Raw genomic sequence first — 18,217 nt, 5'->3', positions numbered from 1 at the left:
CACGAGAAAGACCCCGATGACCAGCTTCACCTCCCACTCCGCCGACCTGGCCGGCCCCACGGCGTTCCCGTGGCTGGCCGACGGGCTCGCCTATGGCGGCGACTACAGCCCCGAGCAGTGGCCCGAGGAGGTGTGGGCCGACGACGTCGCGCTCATGCAGCGGGCGGGAGTGAACCTCGTGAACCTCGGCGTGTTCAGCTGGGGGCTGCTCGAGGTGGCCGACGGCGAGTTCGACTGGGGTTGGCTCGACCGCATCATGGACCTGCTGCACGACGGCGGCATCGGGGTCAACCTCGCCACGCCGACCGCTGCACCGCCGACCTGGCTGCTGCAGGCGCATCCGGAGATCGCGACCGTCGACGCCGACGGCCGCCGCACCGCGCAGGGCGGGCGGCTGGCGTGGTCGCCGAGCTCGGCGACGTTCCGGCGGTACGCGCTGCGGCTGGTGCGCGCGATGGCCGAGCGCTACGGCGACCACCCGGCGCTGCGCATGTGGCACGTGAGCAACGAGCTCGGCAACGAGAACGCGCGCTGCTACGGCGAGGAGACCGCGGCGGCCTGGCGCGAGTGGCTCACGTCGAGGTACGGCGAGGTCGCCGCGATGAACGATGCCTGGGGGAGTGCGTTCTGGGGGCACCGGTACACGTCGTTCGCGCAGGTCGAGCCGCCGCGGCACAACCGCACCCAGCACAACCCGGGGCTGCTGCTCGACTTCGAGCGGTTCACCTCCGACGCGCTGCTCGGCCACTACCTCGCCGAGCGCGCGGTGCTGCGCGAGGTGACGCCCGCGATCCCGGTGACGACGAACTTCATGGTGCAGGCGAACCCCGGCGTGGCCGACTACGGGCGCTGGGCGGAGGAGGTCGACCTCGTCGCCAACGACCACTACACGATCGGCGCCGACCCGCACCGCGAGGCCGACCTGGCGTTCTGCGCCGACCGGTCGCGCGGCATGGCGGGCGGCCGGCCGTGGCTGCTCATCGAGCACTCGACGGCGGCGGTCAACTGGCAGCCCGTGAACCGCGCGAAGGCCCCCGGCGAGATGGCCCGCAACACGCTCGCCCACATCGCGCGCGGCGCCGACGGGGCGATGTTCTTCCAGTGGCGGCAGTCGACCGCCGGGTCGGAGCAGTTCCACTCGGCGATGGTGCCGCACGCCGGCGCCGACTCGCAGGTGTACCGCGACGTCGTGGCGCTCGGCGCCACGCTGCAGTCCCTCGCGCCCGTGGTCGGCTCGCGCGTCGAGCGCGCGCAGGTGGCGATGCTGTTCGATCACGAGGCCGCTGCCGCATGGGCGAGCGGCCCGAAGCCCAGCTCGCTGGTCACCGCGGTCGACCTGCCGCGGGCCGTGCACCGCGCGCTGACCGAGCTCGGCATCGCCGTCGACGTGCTCCGGCCGGGCGATGCGCTCGACGGGTACCGGGCGCTCGTCGTGCCGACCCTGTTCCTGGCGACGGATGCCACGGCCGACGCCGTGCGCGACTTCGCCGAGTCGGGCGGCCACGTGCTCGTCACGTACCTGTCGGGCATCGTCGACGAGACGAACCGCGTGCGCCCCGGCGGGTACCCGGGCGCCTTCCGCGACCTCCTCGGGGTGCGCGTCGACGAGTTCTTCCCGCTGTTCGCGGGCGATACGGTCGCGCTCGACGACGGCACGACCGGGTCGCAGTGGACCGAGCGCGTCGAGATCGCCGACGGTACCGAGGTGCTTGCGCGTCTCGCCGACGGCGACCTCGCGGGCACTCCGGCCGTCACCCGGCGTTCGGCCGGCGCCGGCAGCGCGACCTACCTCGCGACGCGACTCGACCACGATGGGCTCGTGGCGCTCGTTCGCGCGTTCGCCGCGCACGCCGGGGTGACCGCGGTCGCAGCCGTCGACGGCCCCGGCATGGAGGTGGTGCGGCGCGTCCACGACGACGGACGCTCCTTCCTGTTCGCCATCAACCACGCGGCATCCGACCGCACCGTCGCCGCGACCGGCCGCGACCTGACCGACGGCACCGCGACCGAGGGGCGACTCGGCGTGCCCGCCGGCGCCGTGCGCGTGATCGAGGAGGACCCCCGATGAAGTTCACCGACGGGTTCTGGGCGCTGCGCCCCGGCGTCGACGCGCTCTACGCGCAGGAGGCGTACGACATCGCGGCCCGCGAGCACGCGCTCGAGGTCACCGCCCCGACCAAGGTCATCGACCGCCGCGGCGACACCCTCAACCGGCCGACCCTCACGGTCAGGCTCACCTCGCCGCTGCCCGGCATCATCGGCGTGCGCGTCGAGCACCACCGCGGCGCGCACGTGCGCGGCGGGTTCGACCTGCCCGGCGCCGAGCCCGGCCACGGCACGGTCGTCGTCGACGAGACCGGCGGTGCGCTCACCAGCGGCGACCTCACCGCGCGCGTCACGGCGGGCGCCCCCTGGTCGCTCGCGTTCGAGTCGGAGGGGCGCACGCTCACCTCGAGCGGGCACAAGTCGCTCGGGTACCTGCGCCTCGCGTCCGACGCGCACGTCGAGCCCGCGCCGATCAACGAGACCGGTCGCAACGGCCAGCGGCACCACGCGCCGACGTACCTGCACGAGCAGCTCGCACTCGGCGTGGGCGAGCACGTCTATGGGTTCGGCGAGCGCTTCGGGCCGCTCGTGAAGAACGGCCAGTCGATCGACATCTGGAATGCCGACGGCGGCACCTCGAGCGAGCAGGCGTACAAGAACGTGCCGTTCTACGTCTCCGACCGCGGGTACGGCGTGCTCGTCGACGACCCCGGCCACGTGTCGTTCGAGGTCGGCACCGAGAACGTCGAGCGGGTGCAGTTCTCCGTCTCGGGCGAGGCGCTGCAGTACTACGTGATCGCCGGCGACCCCGCGACCGTGCTCGACCGGTACACGCGGCTCACCGGCCGCCCGGCGCAGGTGCCGGCCTGGTCGTACGGCCTGTGGCTGTCGACCAGCTTCACGACCGACTACGACGAGGCCACGGTCACGAGCTTCATCGACGGCATGGCCGAGCGCGACATCCCGCTGTCGGTGTTCCACTTCGACTGCTTCTGGATGCGCGAGTTCAACTGGTCGGACTTCGAGTGGGATGCCCGCGTCTTCCCCGACCCCGAGGGCATGCTCGCGCGGCTGCACGAGAAGGACCTGCGCGTCTGCGTCTGGATCAACCCGTACCTCGGCCAGCGCTCGCCGCTGTTCGCCGAGGCGCAGGAGCTCGGCTACCTCGTGCGCCGCCCCGACGGCAGCGTCTGGCAGTGGGACATGTGGCAGGCCGGCATGGCGCTCGTCGACTTCACGAACCCGGATGCCTCGGCCTGGTTCCAGTCGAAGCTGCGCGTGCTGCTCGACCAGGGCGTCGACTGCTTCAAGACCGACTTCGGCGAGCGCATCCCGATCGACGTCGTGTACGCCGACGGACGCGACGCGGAGGCCATGCACAACCTCTACGCGCAGCGCTACAACGAGGCCGTGTTCGCGGTGCTCGAGGAGGAGCGCGGCGCCGGCGACGCGGTCGTGTTCGCGCGCGCCGCCACGGCGGGCGGCCAGCGGATGCCCGTGCACTGGGGCGGCGACTGCACCTCGACGTACGAGTCGATGGCCGAGACGCTGCGGGGCGGCCTGTCGCTCGCGATGTCGGGCTTCGGGTTCTGGAGCCACGACATCGGCGGGTTCGAGGGCACGCCCGACCCCGGCGTGTTCAAGCGCTGGACGGCGTTCGGCCTGCTCTCGAGCCACTCGCGCCTGCACGGCAGCGAGTCGTACCGCGTGCCGTGGGCGTTCGACGACGAGGCCGTCGAGGTCACGCGACGCTTCACCCGACTGAAGCTCGAGCTCATGCCGATGCTGTACCAGGCCGGGCTCGCGGCGCACGAGCGGGGCATCCCGGTCATGCGCCCGATGCAGCTGGCGTTCCCCGGCGACCCCGCGATGACCCACCTCGACCGGCAGTATCTACTCGGCGACGACCTGCTCGTCGCCCCGGTGTTCTCGGCCGGCGGCGAGGTCGACCTCTACCTGCCCACGGGCGGCTGGACCCACCTGCTGACCGGCGAGCGGGTGACCGGCGGTGGCTGGCGGCGCGAGGTGCACGACATGCTCTCGCTGCCGCTCTACGTGCGCGACGGGGCGGTGCTCGCCCGCGGCGGTCGCGACGACCGGCCCGACCACGACTACCTCGACGGGCTCGTGCTCGAGCTCTACCCGGGCGACGGGCCCGGTCGGCGCGAGGTGACGGTGACGACGCCCGAGGGGCGGGTCGGCACGTTCGTGGTCGAGTGGGGCGACGGGCGCGCGACGGCCACCGGCGACGTGGCCGACGGGTGGCGCCTGCGCGTCGCGGGCGGCGAGGCTGTCGATGCGGCCGGGGAGCGGCGCAGCTGGTGTGGTGACCTGCCGGTGATCGACCGGCGTCGCGGCCTAGGCTGATCGCACCGGGACGCGGGTCGGGAGGTCGAGCGAGCATGACGGTCTCCGACGAGCGCCCGATCGGGGCATCCGACGACCTGGCCCTGCGCACCGCGACCGAGCTCGTCGCCGGCTACGCGGCTCACGAGTTCAACCCGGTCGACGTGCTCGACGCGGTGCTCGCTCGGGTCGACCGGCTCGAGCCGCGCCTCAACGCGTTCTACCGGCTCGTGCCCGAGCAGGCGCGCGCGGCGGCAGCGGCGAGTGCGAGGCGGTGGGCGGCGGATGCCCCTGCCGGACCGCTCGACGGCGTGCCGATCACGATCAAGGAGAACGTCGCCACGGCAGGCACACCGCAGCCGTCGGGCACCGCGGCGTGGGCCGACGCGCCGCCGGCGACCGCCGACGGGCCGATCGCACGACTGCTCGCCGAGAGCGGTGCCGTGCGCTTCGGAACGACCGTCATGCCCGACTTCGGCATGCTCTCGTCGGGCGTCTCGGGCCTGCACGGCATCACCCGCAGCCCGTGGAACCCGGCCTGGACGGTCGGCGGCTCGAGCGGCGGTGCGGGCGCCGCGGCGGCGGCATCCCTCGGCCCCCTGCACTCGGGCAGCGACATCGGCGGGTCGGTGCGCCTGCCGGCGAGCTGGCTCGGGCTGGTCGGGCACAAGCCGACGCACGGGCTGGTGCCGGTCGACCCGCCGTACCCCTGGCGCTGCATCGGGCCGCTCGCGCGCACGGTCGACGACGCGTCGCTGTTCCTGGAGGTCGCGACCGGGGCGGATGCGCGCGACCACACGCAGGTGCCGGTGTCGCTCGATTGGGATCTGGTGCGCAACAGTCCACGGGAGGACATGCGGGGCCTGCGGATCGCCTGGCACCTCGATGCGGGGTGGGGTGCGACGGTCGACCCGGAGGTGGCCGCGGTCGTGCGGGGCGCCGTCGACCGGTTCGCCGACGCGGGGGCCGATGTGACCGAGATCGCGCCGTTCGCGACGCCCGAGATGCTCGACGGGCTCGACCTGTTCCTGCGCGCACGCTCGTTGCTCGACCTCGAGCGGATGCCCCCGGAGCGACGCGAGCGCGTGCTGCCGTTCATCCTCGACTGGACCGAGGGAGCTCGCGGGGCCGAGGGGCTGGCGGTGCTCGACGCGTTCCAGCAGGTGCAGGCGCTGCGAGCGCGCACCGTGGCCGCGACCCTGCCCTACGACGTGGTCGTCTCGCCGGTGTCGCCGGGTGCCGCGTTCCCGGCCGAGTGGCCGATGCCGTCGAACGACCCGGCGACGTCGCTGCACCACATCGGGTTCACGGCGCCGTACAACGTCTCCGACCAGCCCGCGGTCTCGCTCAACGCGGGGTTCACGGCCGACGGGCGGCCGGTCGGCGTGCAGCTCGCCGGGCAGCGGTTCGACGACGTCGTGCTGCTGCGCGTGGCGCGTTGGTTCGAGGGTGCCCGCGGGTCGGCGGCGACGCCCGACTGGGCGTCGATCGGCTGAGCGCGGGGCGGCCCCGGGGCATCCGCTCGCCGCTTCGGCACGTCGAATTCGGTTCGGCACGCCGAGTTCGACGTGCCGGAACGACCGGCACGTGCCGGAAGGTGCCTCGAGGGGGTCGCGCGGGGGTCAGTGCGCGATGCGGGCGCCGTGGTGGCCGTGCCCGTGGCCGTGGCCGCCGAACCAGCGGTCCCAGAGGGCGCGCAGGCCGTGGTGCAGCGGTTCGGGCTCCGGCTCCGCGGCGAGGCCGACGCCTCGGGCGGCCTCCAGCTCGCGTCGACGCACCGCCCAGGCCCGCTCGTGCAGGCGACGCTCGTGCGCGGTGATGGCGCTGTCCATCAAGGGGATCTCGGACGTGTACATCGGGTGCTCTCGGGTTCGGGGGAGAACTGAGCGAAGCTCACAATACTCCCGACGCCGTGGACCGCAACGTCAGGGTGGACGCACGTCCGACGCGACCGTCAGGTCCGCGGGAGGCATCCGCTCGCCGATTCGGCACGTCGAAATCACATCGGCACGTGCTGGAGCGCGGGCCCGTGTGACTTCGACGGGCCGAAGTGATCGGCACGTGCCGGTGCGCTCCGAGGTGCGGCCGGCAGGGGCGGATGCTGCGGATCAGCGCCGCACGGGGTCGCCGCCGACGTCCTGAGCGAGGTCGGCACGGGTTGCCGCGCCCTCCCAGTCGCCGGGATGGGTACAGGCGGCGGCACCGGTGCGCACGGCGGTCGCGAGTCGCGCGGCGACCGGTAGTCCGGCGACGCGCTCGGCCAGGTATCCGGCGACGAACGCGTCGCCTGCGCCGACGGTGTCGACGACCTCGACCGGCACGGCCGCGCGCCGGAGCACCTGCGGCGTTCCGTCGCTGTCGGCCGCGCGACCGTCGTGGCGGGTGCCACCATCGACGGCACCGGCGCCCGTGCGCACGAGCGCCCCCTCGGCGCCGAGCTTGATCACGACCTCGGCCGGCCCGAGCCCCGCCAGCCGCTCAGCCAACTCCTCGGGCGAACCCGGCCCCACCAGCAACGCCGCCTCGTCGTCCCCGGCGAACACGACGGAGGCCTGCGCGGCGAGCGCGCGGTACCGCTCGGCGGCCGCATCCGCATCGGCCCACAGGCTCGACCGGTGGTTCACGTCGAACGACACCGGGACGCCCGCGGCGACCGCCCGGGCCACGAGCGCATCGACGGCACCGGAGGCGCTCGCAGACAGCGCCGGCGTGATGCCCGTGACGTGCACGAGCGCGAACTCGGCCACGTCGACGGCGTCGAGGTCGGATGCCTCGAGGCGACTGCCCGCACTGCCCGCGCGGTAGTACGCGACATCGGTGCGACCGGCGGCGGGCGTCGACTTGACCAGCAGACCGGTCGGCGCACCCGCGTCGACCGGGGCGACCACGTCGACCCCCTCGGCGCGCAGCTCGCGCACGACGCGACGACCGAAGCCGTCGTCGCCGACCCGGCCGAGCCAGGTCACGGGCGTGCCGAGCCGCGCGAGCCCGATCGCCACGTTGCCCTCGGCGCCGCCGGTGCCGACGACGAGGTCGCCGACGGTCACGAGCGACCCGATGTCGCGCGCGCGCAGCACCGCGAGGCCCTCGCCGACGGTCAGCACACGGCCGGATGCCACGGGCGACGCGGGCCCAGCGGCATCCGCCCGCCCCTCGCCTGCGAGACCGCCGGCAGCCATCAGGCCCCCACCAACTCCATCGCCGCACGCGACCGGCGAGTGATCTCGTCCCAGTCGCCCGCGGCGATGAGGTCGCGCGGCGCCATCCAGCTGCCGCTCACCGCGAACACGTGCGGCGACGCTGCGTACTCCGCCGCGTTCGACGGACTCACGCCACCGCTCGGCAGGAAGCGCACCTGGGGGAACGGCCCGGCCAGCGCCGAGATCATCGCCAGCCCGCCGAGCACCCCGGCGGGGAAGAGCTTCAGGTGGTCGAGTCCGGCGCGCAGCGCCCGCTGCACCTCGGTCGCGGTCGCGACGCCCGGCACGACCGGCACGTCGAGCGCGGCGCACCGCGCGAGCACCTCGTCGTCGAGCCCGGGCGACACGATGAACCGCGCGCCCGCGTCGACGGCGCGGTCGACGTCTGCCCCCGTCAGCACCGTGCCGGCACCCACCAGGAAGCCGTCGGGCAGCGCGGCGGTGGCCTCGCGGATCGCGTCGATCCCTGCATCCGTGCGCATCGTGATCTCGGCGCAGCGGATGCCGCCTGCGGCCAGCGCGGCCACGAGCCCGGGCGCCTGCGCCGCGTCGTCGATCACGACGACCGGCACGATGCCGACGCCGTCGAGCATCATCGCCCGAGCCATCCGCCGTCCACGGGCAGCACGATACCCGAGACGTAATCCGACGCCGGCGACGCCAGGAACACCGTCGCACCGCCGAGATCCGACGCGCGGCCCCAGCGCCCGGCGGGGATGCGCTCGAGGATCGACCGCGACCGGTCGGGGTCGTCCTGCAGCGCCTGCGTGTTGTCGGTCGCGATGTAGCCCGGCGCGATCGCGTTCACGTTCACGCCCTGCGACGCCCACTCGTTCGCGAGCGCCTTCGTGAGCCCCGCGATGCCCGACTTGGCCGACGCGTAGCCCGGCACGTTGATGCCGCCCTGGAAGCTCAGCAGGCTCGCGGTGAAGATGACCTTGCCCGAGCCGCGCGCGAGCATCGGCGCGGCGACCTTCTGGGTCAGCGCGAACTGGCTCGAGAGGTCGACCTCGATCACGCGGTCCCAGAGTTCGAGCGGATGCTCCGCCGCCGGCGCGCGCTCGATGGTGCCGGCGTTGTTCACGAGGATGTCGGGGGCGCGCTCCGCGAGCTCGTCGCCGAACGCGAGCACCGCGGCCCGGTCGGCGAAGTCGACGGCGCGCGCCTCGAAGTTGCGGCCGAGGCTCGTGACGGCCTCGCCGATTGCGCTGCCGGATGCCTCGATGGTGGCGCTCACGCCGATGACATCCGCGCCCGCCTCGGCGAGGGCGACGGCCATGCCGTGGCCGATGCCGCGCTTCGCGCCCGTGACGACGGCGAGCTTCCCGGTGAGGTCGAACGCGCTCATGCGAGTGCCTCCTCGGTGGTGGCGGATGCCTCGTCGGCATCGCCCGAGCCCGAGACCCCGACGAGGATCTTCATGGCCTTGCCGGCCTCGAGGTCGGCGAACGCCGCCTGAGTCTCCTCCATGGGCACGACGCGCGTGATCATGAGGTCGGTCGGGATGACGCCGTCGGCGATGAGCTCGACCGCGGTCTCGAAGTCGGGGCGCTGGTAGACGCGCGCGCCGAGGATGCGCAGCTCACGCCAGAACACGCGCTGCAGGTCGATCTCGCGCGGGGTCGGGTGGATCGCGACGACGACGAGCGTGCCGCGCACCTTGGCGAGCGAGGTCGCGCCGAGCACGGCGGCCGCAGCTCCCGAGACCTCGAAGACGACGTCGGCACCTGCGCCGCCGGTCCACTCCTCGACCCACGCGACCTGGTCGGTCTCGCGCGGGTCGATCGTGACGAAGCCGAGGCCCTCGATCTGCGCGCGTCGCGCGGGGTCGAGCTCGATCACCGCGACCTCGGCGCCGAAGTGGCGCGCGACCGTGGCGATGAGCACGCCGATCGGACCGCCGCCGATGACGACCGCGCGGTCGCCGGGCGCGAGCTCCGAGCGCCGCACGTCGTGCACGGCGACGGCGACCGGCTCGACGAGCGCGGCGGCGTCGAGGGCGATGCCCTCGGGCATGCGCACGAGCGTGTGGGCGGGCACGTTCCAGAGTTCCTGCAGCGCACCGGGGGAGTCGATGCCGATGAAGTCGAGGTGCTGGCAGATATGGGTGTTGCCCGCGAGGCAGGCCGGGCAGGTGCCGTCCCAGTCGAGCGGCATGACCGTGACGAGGTCGCCCACGGCCCAGTCGGAGACGCCCTCGCCGACCGACTCGACGGTGCCGCTCATCTCGTGGCCGAACACCAGCGGCATCTCCACGCGGGCGTCCATGTTGCCGTGGACGATGTGCAGGTCGGTGCCGCAGAGGCCGACGTAGGCCACGCGGATGCGGACCTGGCCCGCACCGGGGGAGCCGGCTCCGCTTCACGGGTCTCGAGGGTGTGTTCGCCGACGTACGCGACTGTGCGCATCAGGTGCTCCAGAATGTCCGATGAATGGGCGAGTGAATTGTAGGCCGTGCGCCAAGAATCCGCCAAACTGAGCCTACGGGATGCGTCGCTCGCAAAATTGATCTAATCTTTAGACGCACCCACGCTGCGGTGCGCACCCGCGGAGACCACGCGCGGTGCAGGGAAACACGAAGGAGCACCTCGATGGAGAGCCGTGCGCTCCGCACCGGCCTGCCGCTCACCGAGATCGGCATGGGCGTCGCCCAGTTCGGCAACCTGAACCGCGAGACGAGCGACGAGGCATCCGCCGCCGCCGTCGACGCGGCCTGGGATGCCGGCATCCGCTACTTCGACGCCGCGCCGCACTACGGGCTCGGGCTCTCCGAGCGCCGGCTCGGCGCCGCGCTCGCCGGACGCCCGCGCGACGAGTACGTGCTCTCGACCAAGGTCGGGCGCCTGCTCGTGCCGAGCCCCGAGACCGCCGACCGGCAGGACGACCAGGGCTTCGTCGTGCCCGCCGACACGAAGCGCGTCTGGGACTTCTCGCGCGACGGCGTGCTCCGCTCGATCGAGCAGAGCCTCAAGCGCCTCGGCACGGACCGCATCGACGTCGTCTACGTGCACGACCCCGACCACCACGGCGACGAGGCGCTCGCCGGCGCCTTCCCCGCCCTCGTCGAGCTGCGCGACCAGGGCGTCGTCGGCGCGATCGGCACCGGCATGAACCAGTCGGCGCTGCCCGCGCGCTTCGTGCGCGAGAGCGACCTCGACGTCGTGATGCTCGCGGGCCGCTACACGCTGTTCGAGCAGAACTCGCTCGACGACCTGCTGCCCGTCGCCGCCGAACGCGGCGTCGGCATCGTCGCCGCGGCCGTCTACAACTCGGGCCTCATGGCCGCGCCCACCGTGCCCGACGACGCGCACTACGACTACGGTCCCGCGCCCGCCGAGGTGATCGCGCGGGCCCGCGCCATCGCCTCGACGTGCGCCGAGTTCGGCGTCACCCTGCCGGAGGCCGCGATCGCGTTCCCCCTGCGGCATCCGGCCGTCGTCTCGGTCGTCGTCGGCACCCGCACCGAGGCGCACGTGGCGAGCACCCTCGAGCGCTACTCCACCGACATCCCCGACGAACTCTGGCACGCGCTCGCCGAGCGCGGCCTGCTGCGCGCCGACGCACTGCATTCGCGAGCGGATGCCTCGGAGGCATCCGCCGTCACCCACGCCCCGAACGGAGCACCCACCGCATGACCACCATCACCGCCGTCACCGTCCACGACGTGCGCTTCCCGACCTCGCTCAGCATGGACGGCTCCGACGCCATGAACAAGGACGGCGACTACTCCGCTGCCTACGTCGTGCTCGAGACCGACGGCGACCTCGCCGGCTACGGCTTCACCTTCACGATCGGCCGCGGCAACGACCTCTGCGCCGAGGCCGCACGCCAGCACGCCGCCCCGCTCGTCGGCCGCGACGTCGACGCCCTGCTCGACGACCTCGGCGCCGTCTACCGCGAGCTCGCCTCCGACTCGCAGCTGCGCTGGCTCGGGCCCGAGAAGGGCGTCGTGCACCTCGGCATGGCCGCCGTGATGAACGCGCTCTGGGACATGGCCGCGCGCCGCGCCGGCGTGCCGCTCTGGCGCCTGCTCGCCGAGATGACCCCCGAGCAGCTCGTCGACGTGGCCGACCTGCGCTACCTCTCCGACGCCCTCACGCGCGACGAGGCGATCGCCCTGCTCGAGGAGATGGCCCCGACCCGCGCCGACCGCATCGTCGACCTCGAGGCACGCGGCGGCTACCCCTGCTACACGACGAGCGCCGGCTGGCTCGGCTACAGCGACGACAAGCTCCGCCGCCTGCTGCAGGAGGCCGTCGACGAGGGCTACGGCCACGTGAAGCTGAAGGTCGGTGCGAACCTCGACGACGACATCCGGCGCCTGCGCATCGCGCGCGAGGTGATCGGGTGGGACGCGAAGCTCATGATCGACGCGAACCAGGTGTGGGACGTGCCGCAGGCCATCGAGTGGGTCGGCGCGCTCGCCGAGTTCCAGCCGCACTGGATCGAGGAGCCGACGAGCCCCGACGACGTGCTCGGCCACGCCGCCGTGCGCAAGGCCGTCTCGCCGATCGGCGTCGCGACCGGCGAGCACGGCATGAACCGCGTGCTGTTCAAGCAGATGTTCCAGGCCGGCGCGATCGACTACTGCCAGCTCGACTCCGCGCGGCTCGCGAGCATCAACGAGATCCTCGCGGTGTACCTCATGGCGAAGAAGTTCGACGTGCCGGTCTGCCCGCACGCCGGCGGCGTCGGGCTCTGCGAGCTCGTGCAGCACCTGTCGATCTTCGACTACGTGGCCGTGTCGGGCTCGCTCGACGACCGCGTCACCGAGTTCGTCGACCACCTGCACGAGCACTTCGTCGACCCGTGCGTGGTCGAGCACGGCAACTACGTGCTGCCGTCGCAGCCGGGGTACAGCGCCGAGATGCTCGAGGCATCCGTCGCCGAGTACGCCTACCCCGACGGCGGCTACTGGGCCGGGGTGCGCGCCGTTGCGTGAGCGGTCGCGTGCGTCACGGGGCGGGGTCGGATGCCTCGTCGCCGGCGTGCGCGGTCGCGAACTCCTCGACCCCGAGGATGTGCACGGCCATGCGGATGCGCGCCCGCTCCGGGTCGTGCGCCCGCAGTTCGGCGAGGATCGCCCGGTGCTCGCCCTGCGTCTCGCGCACGGTGCCGCGCTCGGTGATCGCGCGCCAGAGGCGGGCGCGGTGGGTGCGCCCCACGAGGCTGTCGATCATGCCCGCGAGCGCCGGGTTGCCGCTCGCCTGCGCGATGCGCCGGTGGAACGCCGTGTCGGTGTCGATGAAACGTTCGAGGTCCATGTCGGGGTCGCTGGCGAGGATGCCGTCGACCTCGTCGAGGATCGCGTCGAGCGCGGCGAGGTCGTCGTCGGTGAGGGCGGATGCCGCGAGGGCGGCGCTCTCCGCTTCGAGCACGCGTCGCACGGCCAGCAGGTGCCCCGCGTGCGCCGGGGTGTGCAGCTCGGCGAGGATGCCGAGCGGGCTCAGCAGCCGCTCCGGATCGAGCGACGTGACGTACGTGCCGTCGCCCTGGCGGGTCTCGAGCACGCCCAGGATGGCGAGCGCACGCACCCTCGCGGAGCGACCCGCGCGAGACGCCGAGCTCGGTCGCGAGGTCGCGCTCGATCGGCAGCCGCGATCCGGGGCCGAGCCGCCCGTCGGTGATCATGCCCTTGATGCCCGCGATGACCACGTCGGTCTGCGATCGGGCCGGAACATCGGGCTGCTCATCCACCGTCGACGTCTCAGTCATCTGACCATTCTTGCACCACGACCCCGAGTTCGACCGAAAGGAACCACCCCGTGAACATCGCCCGCCTCGGCGCCCCCGGCGAGGAGATCCCCGTCCTCCAGCACGAGGGCACCAGCTACGACCTGCGCGGCCTGACCGCCGACATCGACGGCGCCTTCCTCGCCGCCGACGGCATCGCCCGCGCCCGCGCCGCGCTCGACGCCGGTGAACTGCCGGTGCTGCCGGATGCCGCGGGCCTGCGCGTCGGCGCCCCGATCGCCCGCCCCGGCAAGATCGTCTGCATCGGCCTCAACTACCGCGACCACGCGGAGGAGTCGGGCCTCGCGGTGCCGGACGAGCCGGTCGTCTTCATGAAGGACCCGTCGACCATGGTCGGCCCCTACGACGACGTGCTCATCCCGCGGAACTCGACCAAGACCGACTGGGAGGTCGAGCTCGGCGTCGTGATCGGCACGACGGCCCGCTACCTGGAGTCGCCCGCCGACGCGCTCGCGCACGTCGCCGGATACGCCACCTCGCACGACGTCTCGGAGCGCGAGTTCCAGCTCGAGCGCGGCGGCCAGTGGGACAAGGGCAAGAGCTGCGAGACGTTCAACCCCTTCGGGCCGGCGCTGGTGCCCGCATCCGAGGTGCCCGACCCGCAGGCGCTCGGGCTGCGCCTCTCGGTGAACGGCACCATGCACCAGGACGGCACGACCGCGACCATGATCTTCGACGTCGCGCACGTCATCTGGTACCTCAGCCAGTTCATGGTGCTGCACCCGGGCGACGTGCTGAACACGGGAACCCCGGCCGGCGTCGCGCTCGGCATCGAGGGCAACCCCTACCTGCGCGAGGGCGATGTCGTGTCCCTCGAGATCGACGGGCTCGGCCGCCAGGAGCAGCGGATGGTGCAGGCATGAGCGCCGGCGACTTCACCGGCCTCGTCGCGGTCGTCACCGGCGGGGCATCCGGCATCGGGCTCGCAACCGCCACCGCGCTCGCCGCGGAGGGTGCGACCGTCGCGGTGCTCGACCTGAATGCCGGCGGACTGCCCGACGGGATCGCCGGGTACACGGCCGACGTGCGTGATCGTTCCTCGGTGGAGGCGGCGATCGCGCGGGTCGCGGCCGACCACGGCGGCATCGACGTGCTCGTGAACAACACCGGCGTGAGCTCGGTGGGCACCGTCGAGGAGGCATCCGACGACGAGTGGGCCCGCGTGCTCGACGTGAACGTGGTGGGCATGGCCCGGGTGAGCGCGGCCGCGCTGCCCTGGCTGCGGAAGTCGGAGCACGCGGCGATCGTCAACATGTGCTCGATCGCGGCGCTCAACGGCCTGCCCCAGCGCGCGGTCTACGGCGCGTCGAAGGGTGCGGTGATGGCACTCACCTACGCGATGGCGACCGACCACATCGCCGAGGGCGTGCGGGTCAACTGCGTGAGCCCGGCGACCGTGTACACCCCGTTCGTCGAGCGGATGCTGCAGGGCTTCGACGACCCGGTCGCCGAGCGTGCCGCGCTCGACGCCCGCCAGGCGACGGGTCGCATGGTGACGCCCGAGGAGGTCGCGGCGGCCGTGCTGTACCTCGCGAACCCGCGCTCGGTGTCGATCGCGGGCATCTCGCTCGACGTCGATGCGGGGGTGACGCACCTGCGGGTTCGCCAGAAGGGCTGATCGCGGGAGAGAATCGACGGCGGGCCGGGGAGACTCCCCGGCCCGCCGTCGTGTCCGGGCGCCTGCGCGCGCACCGGAGGGGCGGTCATCGGATGAGTGTTTGACCGTAGTGATGATACGTAGTATGTTTGCTCCCAGCAGAAGTTCCTGTCGCCTGTCACCGTCGACCCGCGGTGCCGGCACGCATTCCCAGAGATGAGAGGCATCGCAATGAAGCGGTTCGTAGCACCGGTCGCCATCGGAGTCGGGGCGGTTCTCGCCCTCTCCGCCTGTGGCGGCGCAGCATCCACCCCCACCGGAGAGTCGGCCGAAGACGGCACGCTCGTCGTCTGGAACTGGGGCAACTCCGACGACGCGGCATCCGCGTACCAGGACGAGGTGCTCGCGGTCTTCGCCGAGCAGCACCCCGACGTCGAGGTCGAGATCGTCTCGCAGCCGTTCGACCAGTACTACACGCTGCTCGGCTCGGCGATCGAGGCCGGCACCGGTCCCGACCTGGCCCTGTTCAACGGCGGCACGCAGCTGAAGTCGCGCACCAACCAGCTCACGCCGGTCACCGACGAGCTCGCCGACATCTACGACCAGCTCGCCGGCTGGCCCGCCTTCGAGGACGGCGGGGAGATCTACTCCGCCCCGATGTTCCTCCAGGGCTTCCCGATCTACTACAACAAGGCGATCTTCGCCGAGGCCGGCCTCGACCCCGAGAACCCGCCGACCACGTGGGACGAGCTGGCCGACGCGTGCGACACCATCGCGAGCAGCACCGACGTGTCGTGCTTCGCGCTCGGCAACAAGGAGGGCCTCGGCATCGAGTTCTTCATGTCGGGCTTCGGCTCGGGCATCTTCACGCCCGAGGAGTACGACGCCTGGATCGACGGCGAGCGCGACTGGGAGTCGGAGCACTCCAAGCAGGTGCTGCAGCTCTGGGCCGACACCGCGGCCGACGGCTGGTACAACGACGGCGCGAACTCGACCGCCATGTTCAACGACTCGTTCGACCTGTTCTCCGGCGGCAGCGCCGCGATGGTCATCGGCCTCTCGTCGGGCATCGCCCACTGGAAGCAGTTCGACGACTTCCTCGGCGACGACCTCGGCTTCATGATGCCGGTCACGGTCAACGACGGCACCACGCTCGCGCTGCCCATCGAGGGCGGCATCGGCTACGGCGTGCTCAACGAGGACAAGCTCGACCTCGGCGTCGACTGGATCAAGGCGACCGTCGACCGCGACGCGCTGGCGAACTACTCGATCGCCGGCGGCCAGATCGTCTCCGACACGACCATCGAGCTCGACACCGACATCCAGTCCGCGCAGGACATCGTGGCCGAGCTGCCCGGCAGCAAGCCGCTCCTGCACACGGCGCTCGGCGGCGACACGCTCGACCTGCTCCACCGCCTCGGCCAGCAGATGCTGGTCGGCGAGGTGACCGTCGACGACGCGGCGAGCCAGCTGGCGGCTTCGGAAGGCTGATCATGACCGCCCCCACGTCCACCCGGGCTGTGGTCCTCTCGGACCCCAGCCCGGGCTGGCCGCGGCGCACCCCCAAGGTGCCGCGGCGCAAGCGCAAGATCACCTCGGAGACGGTGACCCCGTACCTGCTGGTACTGCCGGTCCTGCTGATCCTCCTGGTGTTCCGGATCTACCCGTTGCTGCTCGGCATCAACTTCTCCTTCACCGGAGACCAGGAGCTCAACGGCGTCTTCGTCGGCTTCGACAACTACCTCTTCCTCCTGCAGGACGAGCGCTTCCAGGCATCCGCCCGCAATGTGCTCGTGGTGCTGTTGTTCGTGCCGCTCGAGGTGCTGGTAGCCGGGCTGCTCGCGACGTTCATCTTCATCAAGGTGCCGGGGCACAAGTTCTACCGCAGCGTCTACTTCCTGCCGGTGGTGCTCTCGCCGATCATCATCGGCGCGATCTTCAACATCGTGCTCGGCGCGAACGGCCCGCTGAACGCCATGGCCGAGAGCGTGGGGCTGCCCACGGTCGACTACCTCGGCCAGACCATGACCGCGCTGCCGAGCGTGCTCACGGTGCACATCTGGGCGACCTTCGGCATGGCGCTGGTCATCTTCCTGGCCGGCTTCTCGACCCTCGACCAGCAGCTGCTCGACGCGGCCAAGATCGACGGGGCGAACTTCCCGCAGACCATCTGGCACGTGATCATCCCCGGTCTCAGCCAGACCATCCAGTTCGTGTTCGTCACGACCACCATCGGCATGCTCACCGGCCTCTTCGGCCTGCTGTACACGATGACGGCCGGCGGCCCCGGCGCGGCGTCGTACCTGCCCGAGTTCCTCATCTGGAAGCTCAACGGCGAGGCGCGCCCGGCGCTGGCCTCCGCGGCATCCGTGTTCCTGCTGCTGATCGTGCTCGTGATCGGGCTCATCCAGATCCGCGTGCTCCGTCGCGCCACGAAGGAGTCGTGATGCGCGCCGAACGCATCTCGCGATGGGTCATCGCCATCCCGATGGCGCTGCTGGCCGTCGCGACCATCTACCCGATGGTGTACGCCGTCAACATCGCCCTGAAGGACCGCCGCGAGTACGTGCTCGACCGGCTGGGCGTGACGACGACGTTCAACATCCAGAACTTCGTGGACGCCTGGAACCAGGCGAACATGGGGCGCTACTACCTGAACTCGATCATCGTCACGGTGGCATCCGTCGTGATCATCCTGATCCTCGCTTCGATGGCGGGGTACGCGATCAGCCACCTGACGTTCCGCGGCAACCGGGTCATGTTCCTCGTGATCCTCGGCACGATGATGATCCCGTTCCAGGTGATCATGGTGCCGTTCATCAAGCTGATGAGCGACATGGGCACGATCAACACCTACGCGGGGTTGATCATCGCCTATGTCTCCCAGTTCCTGCCGTTCACGGTGTTCTTCATGGCCTCGTTCTACTCGGGCATACCGAAGGAGATCACCGAGGCGGCGCGTGTCGACGGCAACAACCTGTGGGGCGTGTGGGGCCGCATCATGCTGCCGCTCGGCAAGCCCGCGCTGCTGTCGATGGGCATCCTGAACGCGCTGTTCTGCTGGAACGACATCCTCATCGCACTGCTCGTGATGCAGTCGCCCGACCAACGTACGGTGATGGTGGGGGTGAGCGCGCTGCGCGGCCAGTACCCCGACAACGTGCCGACCTACCTCGCCGGCGTGCTGCTCGTGGTGCTGCCCCTCGTGGTGGTCTACCTGATCTTCCAGCGGCAGATCACGGCGGGTGTCACCGCGGGCGCGACGAAGGGCTAG

Annotated in this window: 16 protein-coding genes; 10 read left to right on the top strand and 6 right to left on the bottom strand. The window is 71.9% G+C overall.

Annotated elements, in window-relative coordinates:
• The first annotated feature begins 16 nt into the window (after window positions 1-16).
• Genes QUE38_RS05125 through QUE38_RS05115 form a run of 3 tightly spaced genes read left to right on the top strand, consistent with a single transcriptional unit; the run spans window position 17 to window position 5,888 of the window.
• Window positions 17-2,068, top strand: coding sequence for a beta-galactosidase (locus QUE38_RS05125; RefSeq protein WP_286310529.1), 2,052 nt, complete (start codon window positions 17-19; stop codon window positions 2,066-2,068).
• The gene (gene yicI, locus QUE38_RS05120; RefSeq protein WP_286310528.1) at window positions 2,065-4,413 is read left to right on the top strand and encodes an alpha-xylosidase; all 2,349 of its coding nucleotides are present in this window, start codon (window positions 2,065-2,067) and stop codon (window positions 4,411-4,413) included. Before QUE38_RS05125 ends, yicI begins: the two co-directional genes overlap by 4 nt.
• Window positions 4,414-4,448: 35 nt before the next feature.
• Window positions 4,449-5,888, top strand: a complete 1,440-nt coding sequence (locus tag QUE38_RS05115) for an amidase (protein ID WP_286310527.1) — start codon at window positions 4,449-4,451, stop codon at window positions 5,886-5,888.
• A 126-nt stretch (window positions 5,889-6,014) separates the two neighbouring features.
• On the opposite strand, the gene QUE38_RS05110 is transcribed toward QUE38_RS05115, so the two are convergent.
• The 5 genes from QUE38_RS05110 to QUE38_RS05090 form a co-directional block, all read right to left on the bottom strand.
• On the bottom strand, window positions 6,015-6,224 hold the full coding sequence (locus tag QUE38_RS05110) for a hypothetical protein (protein ID WP_286310526.1): 210 nt from the start codon (window positions 6,222-6,224) through the stop codon (window positions 6,015-6,017).
• Between the two features lie 276 nt (window positions 6,225-6,500).
• The gene (locus QUE38_RS05105; protein ID WP_286310525.1) at window positions 6,501-7,571 is read right to left on the bottom strand and encodes a sugar kinase; all 1,071 of its coding nucleotides are present in this window, start codon (window positions 7,569-7,571) and stop codon (window positions 6,501-6,503) included.
• On the bottom strand, window positions 7,571-8,188 hold the full coding sequence (locus tag QUE38_RS05100) for a bifunctional 4-hydroxy-2-oxoglutarate aldolase/2-dehydro-3-deoxy-phosphogluconate aldolase (RefSeq protein WP_286310524.1): 618 nt from the start codon (window positions 8,186-8,188) through the stop codon (window positions 7,571-7,573). The genes QUE38_RS05105 and QUE38_RS05100 overlap by 1 nt, the downstream gene beginning before the upstream one ends.
• On the bottom strand, window positions 8,185-8,940 hold the full coding sequence (locus QUE38_RS05095; protein WP_286310523.1) for an SDR family oxidoreductase: 756 nt from the start codon (window positions 8,938-8,940) through the stop codon (window positions 8,185-8,187). The genes QUE38_RS05100 and QUE38_RS05095 overlap by 4 nt, the downstream gene beginning before the upstream one ends.
• Complete coding sequence (locus QUE38_RS05090) at window positions 8,937-9,911, bottom strand: zinc-dependent alcohol dehydrogenase (RefSeq protein ID WP_286310522.1); 975 nt, start codon at window positions 9,909-9,911, stop codon at window positions 8,937-8,939. Before QUE38_RS05090 ends, QUE38_RS05095 begins: the two co-directional genes overlap by 4 nt.
• Window positions 9,912-10,183: 272 nt before the next feature.
• On the opposite strand from QUE38_RS05090, the gene QUE38_RS05085 reads away from it, so the two are divergent.
• Window positions 10,184-11,227, top strand: coding sequence for an aldo/keto reductase (locus QUE38_RS05085; RefSeq protein ID WP_286310521.1), 1,044 nt, complete (start codon window positions 10,184-10,186; stop codon window positions 11,225-11,227).
• On the top strand, window positions 11,224-12,534 hold the full coding sequence (locus tag QUE38_RS05080; protein ID WP_286310520.1) for an L-fuconate dehydratase: 1,311 nt from the start codon (window positions 11,224-11,226) through the stop codon (window positions 12,532-12,534). The genes QUE38_RS05085 and QUE38_RS05080 overlap by 4 nt, the downstream gene beginning before the upstream one ends.
• A gap of 13 nt (window positions 12,535-12,547) precedes the next feature.
• Here the strand turns inward: QUE38_RS05080 and QUE38_RS05075 are convergent, their stop codons facing one another.
• Window positions 12,548-13,126, bottom strand: coding sequence for a FadR/GntR family transcriptional regulator (locus QUE38_RS05075; protein ID WP_286310519.1), 579 nt, complete (start codon window positions 13,124-13,126; stop codon window positions 12,548-12,550).
• A gap of 231 nt (window positions 13,127-13,357) precedes the next feature.
• Here QUE38_RS05075 and QUE38_RS05070 point away from each other — a divergent pair, with 231 nt between their 5' ends.
• The 5 genes from QUE38_RS05070 (at window position 13,358) to QUE38_RS05050 (ending at window position 18,217) form a co-directional block, all read left to right on the top strand.
• Window positions 13,358-14,209, top strand: a complete 852-nt coding sequence (locus QUE38_RS05070) for a fumarylacetoacetate hydrolase family protein (RefSeq protein ID WP_286310518.1) — start codon at window positions 13,358-13,360, stop codon at window positions 14,207-14,209.
• Window positions 14,206-14,964 carry an SDR family NAD(P)-dependent oxidoreductase gene (locus QUE38_RS05065; RefSeq protein WP_286310517.1) on the top strand — a complete coding sequence of 253 codons (759 nt, stop codon included), beginning with the start codon at window positions 14,206-14,208 and terminating at the stop codon, window positions 14,962-14,964. The genes QUE38_RS05070 and QUE38_RS05065 overlap by 4 nt, the downstream gene beginning before the upstream one ends.
• Window positions 14,965-15,174: 210 nt before the next feature.
• The gene (locus tag QUE38_RS05060) at window positions 15,175-16,434 is read left to right on the top strand and encodes an ABC transporter substrate-binding protein (RefSeq protein ID WP_286310516.1); all 1,260 of its coding nucleotides are present in this window, start codon (window positions 15,175-15,177) and stop codon (window positions 16,432-16,434) included.
• Between the two features lie 2 nt (window positions 16,435-16,436).
• A complete protein-coding gene (locus QUE38_RS05055; protein WP_286310515.1) occupies window positions 16,437-17,390 on the top strand; it encodes a carbohydrate ABC transporter permease in 954 nt (317 codons plus the stop codon).
• On the top strand, window positions 17,390-18,217 hold the full coding sequence (locus QUE38_RS05050; RefSeq protein ID WP_286310514.1) for a carbohydrate ABC transporter permease: 828 nt from the start codon (window positions 17,390-17,392) through the stop codon (window positions 18,215-18,217). Before QUE38_RS05055 ends, QUE38_RS05050 begins: the two co-directional genes overlap by 1 nt.

Source organism: Agromyces mangrovi (genome assembly GCF_030296695.1).
GTDB classification, from domain to species: Bacteria; Actinomycetota; Actinomycetes; order Actinomycetales; family Microbacteriaceae; genus Agromyces; species Agromyces mangrovi.
The sequence above is the reverse complement of the archived record's forward strand: the minus strand, read 5'-3'. Positions and strand labels throughout refer to the sequence as shown.